This is a genomic window from Acidobacteriota bacterium (assembly GCA_038040445.1).
Taxonomy (GTDB): domain Bacteria; phylum Acidobacteriota; class Blastocatellia; order UBA7656; family UBA7656; genus Onstottus_A; species Onstottus_A frigus.
On record JBBPIG010000010.1, the window covers coordinates 95,308 to 110,600 of the forward strand.

Genomic DNA, 15,293 nt, shown 5'->3' on the forward strand with positions numbered 1-15,293 from the left:
TATTCAACCCTCCCTAGTATCTCGACAGGCAAGAGTATAGTGACAAGAAACGAGTGACAAGCCCTTCCAGGATTGTCACTCGTCTTTTTTCTGGTTCTTGGTACTACCACGCCCGTCACATTTCAACGCGCCGACGAGTGGCTAGTTTCATTATCTCGGCAATCCGATTAGCTGTCGCTTTCAACGCGCAAATTGTTAGTCACCGAGAACACTCCCGGCACGCCACTGGCCGCCATGTACGCGAGTTGGCTGTCCATTTGGTTCGAAACGACACCTTCGAGGGTTACATTGCCATTCTTGACGATGATATGTATCGACGGGTTCGCCCCCATTGCGTATCGATACAAGCTCCCGCTGCGGAAGATCGAGCGATACTCACGGGCTCGAATCGAATCGTCAAACCCCGACACAGGCAGAACCTGAATGTTGTTGATCACGCGATCAACCCCCTCGATCTTTGCGACTCGCCGCTCGGCATCCCGTCGGGTGATCGGGTTCACGACCTGCCCGTACAACGTGGCAGTTTCGCCCTCGACTTTGTACTCCAGATTGTCAAACACGCCGTAGTAAGGCAGCGTGACAAGCTCCTTGCGTACCTTGTCCATGGTCTTCTGCGACCCCGTTGTAGCAAGAGCGGCTGGTGCAGCCAACACTAGCAGTGCTAACACCATCAGCAGTCTTCCCTTGATTTTAGTCATCTTGTTACCTCCTGAGAATCTCTATTGTCTTCCCTGTTCAGTCCCATTCTATCTTCATCCTTTTCGCTGGCCGTGTGACTGGTGCGTGGCCAACTACTTTGGATGCATCAGGCGGTTGAACCAATGTCTGCTTCTCGGCTCGCTCACGACGATTGCCGCCATCGGGCTCAGGCCTCGTCTGCTCTGGTGCTTCGAGGACAGCCGTGATCTTGCCTAACACCTGGATAACTTGAATCCGATCGTCCTCACGCAGACGCGAGAGCGCGTCAACAAAAAGTTCGTTGCGCCGCCCGCGGAACCCGTCGATGATTAGTCTCCCCTTCTCCGTCAGTTCAATGTTAACCCGGCGTCGGTCATCCTTCGCGCTGCGCCGCTCGATCAAGTGCTTGCGGACCAGGCGATCCGTCAACTGGGTAACTGCCGGGGCCGAGATTCCGAGAGCCACGGCAAGCTTGCTCGTCGGCAGCGCGGCCGCGCGAAGGATCCTCAGTGCCTGGGCCTGAGTAAGCGTCAAGTCCATCCCTATGACTTGCCTTTGATGGTGCTCTAGGATCAGTCGAAACACTGCCTCCACAAACCGGTCAAGGACTGTCTCAACCGTGCTAGAACCAGACTCCATCATAAGAGCATTCCTCGTTTACTAACTTACATTAATATTTAAGTAATCTTAAGTATCATAGAAAGTGCCGGTACTCCTGTCAAGTGCGTCGTTTTCACAGGCGCTAGCTATCCGGTCGTCCTTCTTCGTGAGCTTGGTCCGGCAGACTGTCGCCGAGAATTCGTAGCCGACGGTGCTCGGTTTGGAGCTGAGCGAGGCGGTCTTCAATCAGAATGCGGTCGCGACGGAGCTTCTCGCGCTGCGCGGAGCCGATCAGCTTGCGCCTTATTCTCGCCAGGCCAAGCATGACGACTCCCGCGATTGCGGCGTAGAACGCCCAGCTTCCGATGTAGGCGTTCCCTAAGAACATGAAGAGCGCAATCAACAATATGATCATCATGAATAGGCCGAAGAATGCGCAGCCCAATTGCAGCGGGGCGCTCTGCTCTTTGCTTCTCAGGATCTCGCTTTCCGACTCTGACTCTTCTATCAATTCTTCGATCTCGGCAAGCCTACGATCGACGGCACTGTTCCTTGCTCGCTGCGTGTCTTCGTTTGCTGGCCATATCTCAGAAAGACTTAGCGCACTGCCATGTCGAAGTACCCAGTAAGAAGTCGAGCAGCCGCAGCAGATCACATTGTCGAATTCTGGCGGTATCTCGAGAGACAATTGGCACCGAGGGCAACGGGTTAAGATGACATTCGTATCCACTCTTTAACTAATATTGTCGCAATTGCAGAAATCATCAACTGAGATTCGCATAAAGAATTAAACCCCGGTGCTTGATGGCCGAAGGTCCGCGATCTCGAGAATTGACCAGGTCGTTCGCGCCAACACATCGAGGGATCTACACGAAGAGCCCAAGTTTCAAATATCCTCGTCGATATTGTATAGTTGCTGATCGGGTACTCAAGCACTTTGTTATCTGATAGAGAATGGAAGATCGGAATGACAGATATCGAGACGATTGCCAGCCTTGCTAAGCGCCGAGGTTTTGCCTTTCAATCCAGCGACATTTACGGCGGACTGGGCTCGGTCTGGGACTATGGCCCGCTGGGAATCGAATTGAAGAACAACATCAAGCGCGCCTGGTGGCGTTCGGTCGTATACGAACGCGACGACATGGTTGGGCTCGACGCCGGTATCCTTATGAACCGCCTCGTGTGGAAGTACTCGGGCCACGAAGCTACTTTCTCAGACCCGCTGGTGGATTGCCGAAAGTGCAAAGCGAGACTGCGCGCAGACAAGATCGAAGGTGACAAATGCCCCGAATGCGGGTCCACGGATCTTACCGAGCCGCGCCAATTCAACCTGATGTTCAGGACCACCGTTGGTCCGGTTGAGGACGAATCTGGTTTGACCTATTTGAGACCGGAGACCGCGCAGGGGATATTCGTCAACTTCAAAAACATTCTGGACAGTACCAATCGCAAGCTGCCCTTTGGCGTGGCGCAGATCGGCAAGGCCTTTCGCAACGAGATAACGCCGGGAAATTTCATCTTTCGCACGCGTGAGTTCGAGCAGATGGAGATCGAATACTTCGTCAAGCCTCCGCAGGCACGCAAGCCGGGCGAGATGACCGACGAAGCATGGCACGAGCGCTGGATCGAAGATCGTTACAACTGGCACATTGCGCTCGGAATGCGCTCGGAAAACCTGAGGAAGTACGAACAACCGCGCTCGGAGCTAGCGCACTATGCCAAGCGATGTGTGGATCTTCAGTATCGCTTTTTCCCCGATCGCGAGGACGATGAGAAGCAGTGGGACGAGCTTGAAGGAATAGCTAATCGCGCGGACTATGATCTGAAGGCGCACTCGAAAAAACCGGGCGACGCTGACGGTAAGCGGCTCAATCCGGATTCAACTGCCGATCTCACTTACTTCGATCACGAAACAAACCAGCATGTTTTCCCATATGTGATCGAACCCTCGGCTGGCGTCGATCGCAAAATGCTTGCCTTCATGATGGACGCGTATCAAGAAGAAGAAGTGCGCGGTGAGAAGCGCATCGTTCTCAAGCTGCACCCTGATCTGGCTCCCATAAAAGTGGCCGTGCTTCCGCTCGCCAAGAATAAAGAAGGCATCGTCAATCTCGCAAAAGAGATAAAGTCGCAGCTTCAGCGAACTGGGGCGATGCGCGCGGTCTACGACGACACGGCAGGGATCGGCAAGCTCTATCGCCGCCAGGACGAAGTGGGAACACCGCTGTGCTTAACCGTGGACCATCAATCGATCGAGGACAATCAAGTCACTCTCCGCGATCGCGACACGATGCTCCAGGAACGCGTTCCGATTGCTGAAATCGAACGGATCATCGGCGATAAGCTGAGGTCCTAGCCGGGCGAAACCAACCTCCCTTTCCCGTCAGTTCCAAGAGGGTTATTCTTACTCAAATGAACCCTGAAGCCGTTAGACTGTGTGAGGCTGTGCGCGAAGCGGGCGGACGAGCAATGCTCGTGGGCGGTTCGGTACGCGATCAATTGCTGGACCTTGAATCCAAGGACTTCGATGTTGAGGTTTATGGAATTGAGCCGGCGCACCTTCGTAGAATCCTCGAGCGCATCGGTCAGGTCAATACAGTCGGCGAGCATTTTTCAGTCTATAAGGTTGTCGCTTATCCGGCGCGTACAGGCGATTCTACGGAGCGACAAACTCTCTCTGGCGAACCTGCCTCGCAACAGAGATTCGAGATTGACGTATCAATTCCGAGGCGTGAGTCGAAATCCGGCCGGGGTCATCGCGGGTTTGTGATCGAAGGCGACCCTTCGATGAGCTTCGAGGAGGCAGCCCGCCGCCGCGACTTCACCATCAACGCTATTCTCTTAGACCCGTTAACAGACGAGACCATCGATCCATATGGTGGCAGGGAAGATTTGAAGCAGCGAATCCTTAGAGCCGTGGCGGCTGATACATTCATCGAAGACAGTCTTCGTGTGTTACGGGCAGTGCAGCTCGCGGCGAGATTCGAGATGACGATCGAGGCACAAACCATCGCGCTATGCCGCACGATTGAGCTTTCGGATCTCCCTCGTGAGCGAATTTGGGGCGAGATCGAAAAGTTGCTCACTCTCGCCGAGCACCCATCGATCGGACTGGATGCGGCGTTCGAACTCGGCGTGTTTGACAAACTCTTTCCCGAGCTTCACGCCCTGATCAGCCGTCCGAGCGTTTTCTCTCATACAAAACTCGCGCTTGACGAAGCGGTGAAGCTTCTTCGCGACATGCCGAAGCCGAAGCGGTTAGCGGTCATGCTTGCAACTCTCTGCCACGATCTACGAGAGCCCGTAACGACCGAGAGGGGCTCTGGCAATGCCACGTGGGCAAGGCACGGCAAGGTTGGTCGAGATGCGACACGCTCAGTACTGGACAAGCTCGGTTTGTTCGGCATCGGGGGCTACGATGTGCGCTCGCAGGTACTTGCGCTGGTGAACGAGCATCCGAAGCCGCGTGAGTTTTATTGCTACCACGAGACGACTACCGAGGGCGACTTTCGGAGGCTCGCTCAGCGAGTGGATCCAGACCTCCTCTACCGGGTGGCGAAGGCGTGCGCCAAGGGGCGCGAATCGGCTTCGTCTACCGTAGCTGAAGATTGGTTCATCGAGAGGGCGCGGGCTCTGGGCGTCGAGCACGGTCCGCCCTACCCACTGCTTCAGGGTCGGCACCTGCTGGAAGCGGGATTTGAACCCGGTCCAGAAATGGGAAGAGTGCTTCGCCGCGTCTATGAGCTGCAACTTGACGGCAGAGTCACCAATTCGGAAGAAGCCCTTGCGGCCGCCCTGCTAGTCGATACCGCCCCCCCCGAACTTTTCCGTTGACACTCGCTCGCTTTAACGTTATTCTTGGCGTGGGAAAGAATTGAAATTCATTTTCATTTAGAGTAATTTTAAAGAGGACCCTATGAGCCTGGTGGACGCGATTCACAATAAATGGTATCGGGTGGAAGGCATTGAGGGGCCCGAAGACCAACGCCAACGCTTACTGGATCTTGGCATTACGCCGGGTGAACAACTCTCGATAGTGCAGTCAGTCCCGTTTGGGGATCCGCTGGTTGTGATGGTGAGGGGGATGCGCGTTGCCCTCAGGCGACGGGAAGCGGCATGGATAAGACTTCAGTGAGCAAACATGCCTTCAGTCGAAACGGCTCCGCCGGAACCAAACATCGAAGCCCAACAGGGGCTTCACCCACCCATTGAGACTCAATCTCACTTATCAACCGTCTGCCTCGCTGGAGCGCCCAATGCAGGTAAGACTGCCCTGATGAACGCGCTCACTGGCGGAAGCTTTCACACCGCAAACTATGCGGGTGTAACCGTCACCCTTTCCAGAGGCAAGAGCAAAGCTGAATTTGGACCGCAGGTCTTGTTGGTCGATTTGCCAGGAGTGCACAGCACATCCGCAGTCTCACCTGAAGAAGAACTGTCATGCCGGGTTATCGAAGGTCGGCATCACTCGGTCATACCCGAAGTGCTGGTTGTCGCCGTCGATGCCACTCAGCTCGAGCGGCATCTCAAACTTGCTTCGTTCGTAGCGCGTCAACACAAGCCGACAGTTATCGCACTCACCATGATGGACCTGCTCCCGCGCATGCATCAAACCGTGAACGTGCGCAAGCTGGAGAAGGCGCTGGGAGTGCCGGTAGTCCCCGTAGATGGCCGCACCGGATGGGGCGCCGCCGAGTTGATGGCCGCCGTTCACACAGCGTTAGCCAGCTCGCCGAGCCGGGGGAGCGCGCTCGCAAACGTGTCCGAGGAACCGGTGTCTGCTTATGCCGCGATCCGCGAGCTTTTGACCAACAGCGAGGCTGTAATAAACAGAAATCTTTTCGTACTCGCTGACGATTCCTTCACGGCGAGAATCGATGGCGTAGTTCTGCATCGCGTATTCGGGTTCCCTATTTTCTTTGCGGTTCTCGTCGGGCTCTTCTCATCGATATTCTGGGCAGCGCGGCCTTTTATGGATCTGATCGACTGGTCGTTTTCGCAAACTCGTTTCTTGTTGTTAGCCGTCCTGCCGGATGGCGCACTGTCTCATTTCCTCGCGGACGGGATCGTCGGAGGAGTCGGCGCTGTAGCGGTCTTCTTTCCCCAGATCGTGATTCTCTTCTTCTTGATGACGCTGCTTGAAGATTCAGGCTACCTTGCTCGGGGGGCGGCGCTTGTCGATAAGCCGCTTTCTTACCTGGGTCTGCACGGGCGTTCCTTTGTTCCGATGCTATCGGGCTTCGCCTGCGCGATTCCAGCAGTATTGGCCGCGCGAACGATTCCCTCGCGACGCGAGCGGCTTCTGACCATCTGGATCCTGCCATTGATGAGCTGCAGCGCCCGACTCCCAGTCTACGCGTTGTTGCTGGGAGCGTTGCTGCCCGGCGCCGCCTGGAAAGCCGGCCTCGCGCTTGGGCTGATCTACGTCGCAAGTCTTCTGACAGGCGCTTTGGTAGCTGGATTGATTAGCAGGTTCATCCTGCGTAGGCGCACGGCGTCGCTCCTGGCCATGGAGATGCCCGTATATCGAAAGCCTTTGTTGAAGCCGACGCTCAGAATGACCTGGTCGCGATCGTCTGCTTACCTTCGTAAAGCTGGCATGCCGATCGTAGTGATCTCAGCGTGCTTGTGGCTGCTGTCGAACTTCGGCCTGGGCTCGCGTCAACCCGCCGCGGTTGAGGCTGCGAGATCGCCGCTGGTAACGACGAGCGACCTCGACCATTCGTTTGCCGCGCAGATTGGCCAGACTCTTGAGCCTGCTCTTCGCCCGATGGGGCTCGATTGGCGAGTCGGCGTTGGGCTGATCTCAGCGTTCGCCGCCCGAGAGGTCTTCGTCAGCACAATGGCTATTGTCTTTCACGTTGCCGACGACCCGGACGCCCAACAGCAGGCTGGCTTGCTCGACAACATGCGTACTGCGACTTTCTCCGGAACTTCGAACAAGATATTCACGACCTCAACGATTCTGGGCCTGATCGTCTTTTTCTTCTTTTCGCTGCAATGCCTGTCCACGGTTGCGGTCGTGCGAAGCGAAACCAATTCCTGGCGTCTGGCCGGTCTCCAACTCCTCTTTTACACCGGTATTGGTTACTTGATGTCATCGGCGCTGGTAATAGGTCTGCGTCTCCTCGGCGTAGACTAGACTGCCGCGACCGTGGCGAAGAACCGCCGAATGCAACGAACCTCCGCGCTTTGACACTAAACCAAGCAGGGGTCTAAGATAGCGTCAAAGAAGGACAGGAGGGGAGCAGTGCTACTTGCATTAATCAACCCGTTAGGTCCGACCCGCGAGCCGCAAAAGCTCTCACTTCTACTAATCGATATAGTTCTCATTTCGGCTCAAGCGCATACTAGGAAACCGCACGGCGTTGTGCCGTCACGTCGCGACGTTCGGCCGCGGGGCATGTGAATTACGAGCCTGACATCAGGAGGCTTTGATATGAAGGACCGTATCAAGTGGATTCTGGTAGGACTGGGCTTTACGTTTGGACTCCAGGTCATCATCTCGCTGCTCTTCACAGGAATAGCCTACAGCAACAAGTCCAGCGCGGCGGATGTGGTGTCGGACACGGCGGTGGCCGTCACCTTCGGGCTGACGGTTGGCGCATTCTTAATCGGCGGCTTCGTTGTCGGGTGGCTGACTGAAGATCTTCGGGTGCTCGACTCGCTGATCGTTGCCGTCGCAACAGTGGCTCTGACCGTGCTCGTTTACACAGCACTGCCAAAGGCCAACCAGGCGCAATACATCACCGGGTTTCTACTGGGCGAGGTGAGGGCCGGTTCAGTGATGAGCGATGTCCTGAGAATCTCCGTGCGGGCGATCTTGGCCTTGGCCGCTGCAGCGATAGGCGCATACTGGGGCTGGCACCTGAAAGTGCCTCAGGAAGGAATGCTCGATAGAATTGCGCTGGTTGTCGGGCTGGTTGGAGCGGTTGTCGGCCCGTTTGTGTTGTTGGCTATCGGCGGCCGCGATCCCAACAACCCGAGCGCGCCAAACTTGCCGTGGTATTTTTTGGTGATAGTAATTGTGCTGGTTTTGGTGATCGTTGGAGTCGGCTTCATTCTTTTCACAAGAGAGTCGCACTACGAGGACGATATATCGATCAGCCCTGAGCATCATAAGGAAGAGCCACCTACCAATTGACGGTCAGCGAACCGACGTGCGCTCACTTCGCTCCATCCATAGAATGCTCTTTTAGGACTGCCAGCAAGTCGCAGGCTATCTCTGCGGCCGCCTGGTATCGCTGGGCGGGGTCCTTTTTGAGCATATGCTCGATGACGGCAGCCAACGAATCGGGCGCGTCCTTGCGATGCTTTTTGATCGACGACGGCGCGCGCTTCTTTATCGCTTCGATTGTTTGAAAGTAAGTCTCGCCGTCGAACGGAAGCCTGCCGGTTGTCATCTCGTAGAGAACCACACCCAGCGAGAATATGTCCGCGAGGTTCGTAACCTCACCGCGCCCTGTTGCCTGCTCCGGCGACATGTAGCTCACGGTTCCCAGCAGGACTCCGGACTCAGTGAGACGCTCTTTGCTCGTGGCCCGGTTGAGAACAGGCAACGGTTTTGCAAGCCCAAAGTCGAGCACCTTAACTTTCCCTCGAGGCGTCATCATTATGTTTGAAGACTTGATGTCGCGATGGACGACTCCGCATTCGTGCGCTTCGGCCAACGCCTCGGCAGTCTGCACACCAATGTCGATGATCTCACTCAGCGCGAGCGGCCCAACCTCGATGCGCTCCGCAAGCGTCTGCCCCTGAACGTACTCCATCACGATATAGGGATTGCCCGCGGCTTCGCCGATCTCGTGAATCGTTGCGATGTTCGGATGATTGAGCTGTGACGCCATGCGCGCTTCTCTCAGAAAGCGCTGCTTCATCGTTTCGTCCTCGATGTGCTTCGAAGCCAGCACCTTGATCGCGACCGTGCGTTCAAGCTCGGTGTCGTACGATTCAAAGATCTCGCCCATACCGCCCGCTCCAAGCGAGCGCCTTATCTCGAATCTTCCGATGTGCCCCTCGGGTTCGATCAACGGCGGCGCCGCGACCTTTTCGGTCTTGCCATCGTGAACGGCCATAGCCGCGTGGTCTGTTTCGCGCAGCTCGGTTGTGATAATGCGCGGCCTCGAAATCACGCTTGAAAACAGAGTCGAAAAAATGCGCGGACCGCGGTCGTCCTGGATGAAGTAGCCCGCGCGCTTCAAGTCCTCGTAGATATGCTCGTGCTCTTTCTCTACTCGTCCGTTTTCGATGAACTCGCGAATCGAGCGGCGGAAACTGTCGCTCAAGTGGTCCCAGATGAATCGGAACTGCCCCTTCGCCTCGTCCAGAAACGTCGCTTCGACTTCTTCGCGATCGAGCTTGCCCTCGTTTTCCTGAAGATGATCGAAGTACGCCGAGCAAGCGATCTGTAGAAAATACGGGAAGTAACCGGCGATCTCCGTGATGCGGCGGCTGTAGCCTTCCAACGGGAAGCCTGCTCCGGCCGACGGCCGGGTGATCAGCTCCAGCGCTTCCTTGCGGGTGAACGCGCGCAGGAAGACGTTGGTAAAGATGTTGAAGAACGGCGAGTCGGCGATGAGCTGAGTGTGGCACAACTCCTGAAGGTCGCGCGCCGAGCTGGTCACATAGGCTACGTCGTAGTTGTTGGCGATCGATCGAAGAAACGAATAGAACTCGAGGTCAAACGCTCGATTGGTCGTGATTGCATCGAACTCGTCGAACAACACAACTAGCTTGCGTCCATCGCGGCGAAAGCTTTCGAGCACCACGCGCAGGGAGTCGAACGAAGGCTGCAGTTTCGAGAGCGACTTGTCGCCGGTTTCTTTCGCGAGCAGAGTGAACAGGTCTTTGAAGAACTCGATGAGCGTGAGCCGCCGCTTCTGCTGAAGATCGATAAACGCGAACGCGTAAGACTCGGATCGGTCGAGAGAGCGCAGGCGAACCTGCGGATCATTTATGAAATTGAGCAACGACGACTTGCCGATGCGCCGTTCGCCTACGACGGATATGGACTGCGGCCGCGACGCCCCGATGCGCGAGAAAATTTTCGACACCTCACGCGCACGCCCGAAGAACTGCGCCGGGTCTTTGATGGCTACTCGGTTAAGGTAGGGATTCCGTACCATCGAATCGCTCTCGCCGAAGCTACACTCTCCCTCGAGCTGAAAGCGAACCGGTTTGTCGTAGTCTGAGGTGGTCAAACACTCATTCCTCCCAGCTCACTCTTACTGTATTCCGAAGCATCACCACGCGAAGTGGCTCTACCCCGCCCGTCGTTTCCCAGGTTTTGCTGATGAAGCCCGTATTACTTCAGCCATCGCCCGCAGTGCATGGTTCACGGCTTCTGCGGTTGGGAACACCTTCCTCAATTCCGGCTCGATCAAGACCAAATTTGTTCCTTCCGCGTAAAGCTTTGCATACTTTCCCCGCACCCCGGTCCTACGCGCCTCCGGACTGTCGAAGTCGATTTCATCTGGGAGGTCGGGATCTAGCTCACTTACCCTCGCCTTCTTCATAGCTCTTCCTTTCTTGCCGCGTCGCAAGCCGCGCGCTGATAATGCGTATATTCTGGCCCCTCTCAGCGTGTGCTACAACCAAAGTTCGGTACAGACACGACACGCCGACCGTATAGAACCGTTTCTCCTCTGTAGAATGTTCCAAATCATCAATCGTGAATGCGAGCGAATCTTCGAAGACACTTGAGGCCTCCTCAAACGACACAGCGTGTCTTCTAATGTTCTCTAATGCCTTATTCGGATCCCACTCGAAGTCCGCAGCCATTCACCCTCCCGCCTCTCCAGTTCTCGATGCCCTATCGCTCCCGTCCTACGACGGTACTGATTAAAGGCCCCTCTGCGGCGCGTAGCCTGCTCTTAAAGCGTCCTTACTTCTTTCACCACCTGCCAGATCGAATGCGACCGGCGGATCCACAGCCGCAGCAAATCAATCTTGAACCTGAACCCGTCGGCGGTGTCTTTCTCCAACAACTCGCGGCGGAACATCTCTTCCAGTGTCAGGCGCAGGGTGTTCTCCGAAAGGTTGACCGGGTAATCGTTCGCCCTTACCGAGGCGCGCAGCTCCCCGGCGGTCGCATAAGCGAGCGCATCCCCGAGCGCTTCTCCGAGCAGCGACAGGCCCAGCTTTTCGTCGTCCGACAGCGCGTCCCACGTGTAGATCATCTGCGGAAGCGGGTTGTCGACGATCTCTGTGATCACCTGTCCCAAATCGGCGACCGTAACCCAGTTTTGGCGGTGCTCGTTCATATAGTCGACCACGTTCTGACAGATTACCTGCGTGTAGAAGGGCTGGCCCGCCGTCAGGCGATAGATGACGTCCATCACCCCGCGCCCGTAAACTACGCGGCCTTCCACGGGGTGGGTGATCAAGCGAACGGTGTCTTTCTCGGATAAGAAGCCGACTTTGCGGAAGAGAGATCTTCTCAGCAACTCTCGCCAGTATTTCTTGTCTCTCTCTTCGAGCCTCCGAGAACCGGTGAAGATCAGCGCCAGCCGCTCCTTGTTATCCATGAGCCCGGCCAGAAACGTGAACAGTTCTTTCGAGAGCTTGCCTTCATCGACTTTCCCTTCAAGCAACTCGTACTCGTCCATCAATATCAGCAGTGTGCGATCACCGATCGATTCCAGCACGTGATCAAGGAAGTCCAGGAACATCGGGTAAGGATTTCGACCGTCGAATACAGGAACGCTTATGATGGACGCTTGTGCGAGCGCCGTCTGCCTTACAAGACCCGCAGATCGCGCGGTGGCCACCAAAATGGCCGTGGCAGGGTCCGACTCGCTCAACGCGCGACTGTTCGATCGAGCCACTGCTTCTGCAATCAACCGGGATATGCGGGCGAAGAATTCCGAATCCGAAGCAATCACCATTTCCTGAAGGTCGACAAACACCGGAATGAACCGCTCGCCCAGCCGGCCGCCCGCCACCTGATATAGAATCGAGCTCTTGCCCACGCGCCGCTCGCCGCAAAAAACGATCACCACGCCCTGGCTCGTGCCTTCGAGCTTCGTGCGCACGTAGCGAAAGTCGTCTTCGCGGCCGTAGAACATTTTCTCGGTGCGGATCGGGTTGCCGACGATAAACGGGTTCGGCTCGATCGGAACATAACTACGCAGTTCCTTCGGCAGAACGTACTCCCGGTCGCCGAACCTGCGAGCGGCAAAAGCGGCCCCCAGAGCCAATCCTATGACTGCAATCGCAAGCGCGTAGAACCACCAGCTCTTCCAGAAAGGCGAACCCACCCGCACAGACAGCGTGGCCGCCGGAGCCTTTGCGCCGTACAGGTCCCGGTTCAAAGCAATAAGCTCGAACGTGTGGGCGCCTTCGTCCAGGTCCATGCGCGACACATCGCGTTCAGCCCCCTGCTGCATCGGCAACACTTCCCAGGGCGGCTCCCCGTCTCCTGAGTCGATGCGATAAAGGTAGCGTGTCTGCCCGCTCATGGTTGCCGCGCTGAAATGAAAAGTCAGCCGGTGGCGTCCGGAGGAAACATCGTAGGAGCCGGACTCCGACGCTTGCTGAATGCGGCCATCCACTTCAAGCGAGACCTCCGCTGGAGGCGCGATCGTAACCGGCATATGCCGGACTGCGCCTTTGTTCGTGGCGATCCAAATGCGGCCCTCGGAGTCCTGCGAGATCGAATTGATCCTGCTGCCGGTCAGCGCGTGAGCTTCGCCTGAATACACTGTAGAGAATACATGCCCGCCGAACTCAAGGATTTTTTTTACGCGGCCTTCATCCGTTCCCGCCCATAGATATCCGTCGCGATCGACGAACATAGTGTTGGCCGGCTCGGCATCGAAGGTAGTAAACGCAGACCCGCTGTAAGCCTGGATGCCTCCGCGCGTCGCAACTAGCAGCCTGTCATTGAACCGAGTGATCCAGCGCGCGTCGTTATCGGCCAGCCCCCGCGAGATATCAATGATCTCGGCGTCGCCGCCTTTTGGATCGATGCTGACGACTCCGCGCGCCGTGGCGAACCACACCCGCCCATCGGTGTCCTCGAACGCCTGCCGCGCGTCGTAGCCGGAGAGCGCTTCGATGTTGCTCAACTCGCCGCCACGGAACAAAGAAGCGCCTCGAGTTGTCGCGAACACGATAGCTGAGCCGTCCGCGATCGTTGTCACCCACTGGACGTTGTTTGAAGCGAGCCCGCTGCCTTCGTTGAACTGAGTGAGAGTTTCGCCTGTCCACCTGAGCGCGCCTTGCTCGGTTGCAAACCAGGCCGAGCGTTCGCGGTCGAACGCGACTGCCTGGACGCTGATGCCGCTGCGGAACCCCGGGAGCGAAACGAATCGCTCGCCTTCAAGCCGGGAGACACCGCCCTGCGTCAGGAACCACAGATCATTCTGCCCGCGCGAGCCCGGAGCTCCCGGCGCCAGGACGACCTGCTGCACGTCATTGTCCGCAAGGCCGCGGCTGGTGGTGAAGCCAACGAAGCTGTAGAAGTCCGAACTGATGACGCCGTTGTCAGTTGCAAACCAGACGTTTCCTTCGCGCCCCGCGTAGATGGCGGCGACCCTATCGCGATCGAGAAAGTTGACCCGCTGAGACTCCTGTTGCACGGGGTCGTAAACGCTCACCCCGCCCGCATCGTGCGCGAACCACATGCGCCCGCTTCGGTCTTCGCCTATAGCGCTAGAGCTTGCGTCACGCGATCCATTGGCACTTCGAATCGCATCTATCGGGAGCCGGCGCAGGCCACCCTTGTCGATCAACACAAGGCCACTCGCCGTTGCCAGCCACGTCCTGCCGGCAGCGTCTACGAAGGCGGTCCGAGCATCGCTCACCGGACTCTCGCGCTCCGTCTGGCCTTTCGCTCCGCGCGGCTCACGCGGTTGATTGAATGAAACAAGCTTCCCGTTTTCCAGATGGGACACGCCGCCCGCGGTCACAATCCACATGTTGCCGTTCTTGTCCTGGGCCACGGCTCTCACGTCATCGGAAGGCAATTCACCCGAATGGGCGAAAGGAACGAGAGCCCGGCCGTCGAACTGAAACAGTCCACCAAGCGCGGCGACCCAAACATTGCCCGCGGAATCGACGAAGACTTGTCGAGAATCGGGAATGTCGAACGCAGGACCGGCTTCCTTGCCCTTCTTTGTTATTCTCCGAACGCTTCGCCCAGTCGCGAGCCACATCGTGCCATTGCGGTCTTCGGCGATCGAGCGAACATCCTCGCCCGCGAGTTGTTCGAATTCAGATCCAGCCCCAGCCGAAGACTTGAACTCCGCGCCGTTGAATCGCGCAATGCCTTTGTCGGTGCCAAACCACATCCAGTCTTCGCTGTCCTGAAATATGGCCCGCACATTCTTCGAAGGGAGATTTGGTACCGTGTGCCGCGTGACCGCCTTCTCATTGATCGGAATAACCGGCGCCACCAGTAGTTGAAGCGGGAACTCCGTAGTTATGCCCGACGAGATAAACACATCGTTGCGGTACTCATCGTAGCCTCGCAGCGTGGCGCTCAATTGATAGGAGCCGGGCGCGAGCCTTCCGAAATACGCATCGCCGTACTGGTCGGTCACACTTCGCGCCGCGAGCGCGCCCACTACGGCGCGCTCCTTCGCGTAGACGCTGACCGTCACACCGGGAATAGCTTGCGAGCCCGCGTCCAACACAGCAACGTGCAGCGACGAAGGGGTGAGCTTTATCGGCGGCGAGACGAATGTCTCATCTGGTCGCAGGGGGACGTTCACCGCCTCTTTCCGAAACCTGGCGGCTTCGACAGTAATGCGATACTGAGCGGATTTGAGGTTGTGAAACTCGAACTTGCCATCCGCCTGGGTGGTCTTGGCCGACGCCAGGTCGCCGGAGGTGAGAGTTACCTTCGCGTTAGCGAGCGCAGCGCCTTTATCGTCTTGAATGACTCCTGTAATGGCGCCGTTCTCGCCCTGGGCAGCGGCCAGGTAGCCCGTCGCACTGACCGCTACGACAATCAACGCAATCAATAGGACCAACGAACTGCGCCTGCGGCGGGCGCTGTGTGAAGAAAGGTT

12 protein-coding genes are annotated in these 15,293 nt (G+C 57.0%); 5 read left to right on the plus strand and 7 right to left on the minus strand.

The features are described 5' to 3' along the window. Window positions 1–167 precede the first annotated feature (167 nt). The 3 genes from AABO57_13085 to AABO57_13095 all read right to left on the minus strand — a co-directional run bounded on the left by AABO57_13085 (window position 168) and on the right by AABO57_13095 (window position 1,789). Complete coding sequence (locus tag AABO57_13085) at window positions 168–698, minus strand: BON domain-containing protein (protein ID MEK6286668.1); 531 nt, start codon at window positions 696–698, stop codon at window positions 168–170. 37 nt (window positions 699–735) lie between these two features. After that, entirely contained in the window at window positions 736–1,263 is a 528-nt protein-coding gene (locus tag AABO57_13090; GenBank protein ID MEK6286669.1) for a MarR family transcriptional regulator, read from the minus strand. Between the two features lie 157 nt (window positions 1,264–1,420). Further along, window positions 1,421–1,789: a hypothetical protein gene (locus AABO57_13095; GenBank protein ID MEK6286670.1), complete on the minus strand. Its 369-nt coding sequence runs from the start codon at window positions 1,787–1,789 to the stop codon at window positions 1,421–1,423. Between the two features lie 456 nt (window positions 1,790–2,245). On the opposite strand from AABO57_13095, the gene AABO57_13100 reads away from it, so the two are divergent. The 5 genes from AABO57_13100 to AABO57_13120 all read left to right on the plus strand — a co-directional run bounded on the left by AABO57_13100 (window position 2,246) and on the right by AABO57_13120 (window position 8,422). After that, window positions 2,246–3,634, plus strand: coding sequence for a glycine--tRNA ligase (locus tag AABO57_13100; protein MEK6286671.1), 1,389 nt, complete (start codon window positions 2,246–2,248; stop codon window positions 3,632–3,634). A gap of 56 nt (window positions 3,635–3,690) precedes the next feature. Continuing rightward, window positions 3,691–5,112, plus strand: a complete 1,422-nt coding sequence (locus AABO57_13105) for a polynucleotide adenylyltransferase (protein MEK6286672.1) — start codon at window positions 3,691–3,693, stop codon at window positions 5,110–5,112. An 82-nt stretch (window positions 5,113–5,194) separates the two neighbouring features. Further along, window positions 5,195–5,413, plus strand: coding sequence for a ferrous iron transport protein A (locus AABO57_13110; GenBank protein ID MEK6286673.1), 219 nt, complete (start codon window positions 5,195–5,197; stop codon window positions 5,411–5,413). 6 nt (window positions 5,414–5,419) lie between these two features. Beyond that, window positions 5,420–7,420 (plus strand): ferrous iron transporter B, encoded by a 2,001-nt coding sequence (locus tag AABO57_13115; GenBank protein MEK6286674.1) that lies wholly within the window; start codon window positions 5,420–5,422, stop codon window positions 7,418–7,420. Window positions 7,421–7,717: 297 nt separating this feature from the next. Further along, on the plus strand, window positions 7,718–8,422 hold the full coding sequence (locus AABO57_13120; GenBank protein ID MEK6286675.1) for a hypothetical protein: 705 nt from the start codon (window positions 7,718–7,720) through the stop codon (window positions 8,420–8,422). Window positions 8,423–8,444: 22 nt separating this feature from the next. On the opposite strand, the gene AABO57_13125 is transcribed toward AABO57_13120, so the two are convergent. The 4 genes from AABO57_13125 to AABO57_13140 form a co-directional block, all read right to left on the minus strand. Then, entirely contained in the window at window positions 8,445–10,478 is a 2,034-nt protein-coding gene (locus AABO57_13125; protein MEK6286676.1) for a protein kinase, read from the minus strand. 60 nt (window positions 10,479–10,538) lie between these two features. After that, entirely contained in the window at window positions 10,539–10,793 is a 255-nt protein-coding gene (locus AABO57_13130; GenBank protein ID MEK6286677.1) for a hypothetical protein, read from the minus strand. Next, a complete protein-coding gene (locus tag AABO57_13135) occupies window positions 10,771–11,058 on the minus strand; it encodes a BrnT family toxin (GenBank protein ID MEK6286678.1) in 288 nt (95 codons plus the stop codon). Before AABO57_13135 ends, AABO57_13130 begins: the two co-directional genes overlap by 23 nt. A 92-nt stretch (window positions 11,059–11,150) precedes the next feature. Further along, the gene (locus AABO57_13140) at window positions 11,151–15,254 is read right to left on the minus strand and encodes a two-component regulator propeller domain-containing protein (GenBank protein ID MEK6286679.1); all 4,104 of its coding nucleotides are present in this window, start codon (window positions 15,252–15,254) and stop codon (window positions 11,151–11,153) included. Between the last annotated feature and the right edge of the window lie 39 nt (window positions 15,255–15,293).

Coding starts and splice junctions, on each gene's coding strand:
- AABO57_13100 (MEK6286671.1), top strand. CDS start 2,246: ATGACAGATATCGAGACGATTGCCAGCCTTGCTAAGCGCCGAGGTTTT.
- AABO57_13115 (MEK6286674.1), top strand. CDS start 5,420: ATGCCTTCAGTCGAAACGGCTCCGCCGGAACCAAACATCGAAGCCCAA.
- AABO57_13085 (MEK6286668.1), bottom strand. CDS start 698: ATGACTAAAATCAAGGGAAGACTGCTGATGGTGTTAGCACTGCTAGTG.
- AABO57_13135 (MEK6286678.1), bottom strand. CDS start 11,058: ATGGCTGCGGACTTCGAGTGGGATCCGAATAAGGCATTAGAGAACATT.
- AABO57_13130 (MEK6286677.1), bottom strand. CDS start 10,793: ATGAAGAAGGCGAGGGTAAGTGAGCTAGATCCCGACCTCCCAGATGAA.
- AABO57_13120 (MEK6286675.1), top strand. CDS start 7,718: ATGAAGGACCGTATCAAGTGGATTCTGGTAGGACTGGGCTTTACGTTT.
- AABO57_13105 (MEK6286672.1), top strand. CDS start 3,691: ATGAACCCTGAAGCCGTTAGACTGTGTGAGGCTGTGCGCGAAGCGGGC.
- AABO57_13110 (MEK6286673.1), top strand. CDS start 5,195: ATGAGCCTGGTGGACGCGATTCACAATAAATGGTATCGGGTGGAAGGC.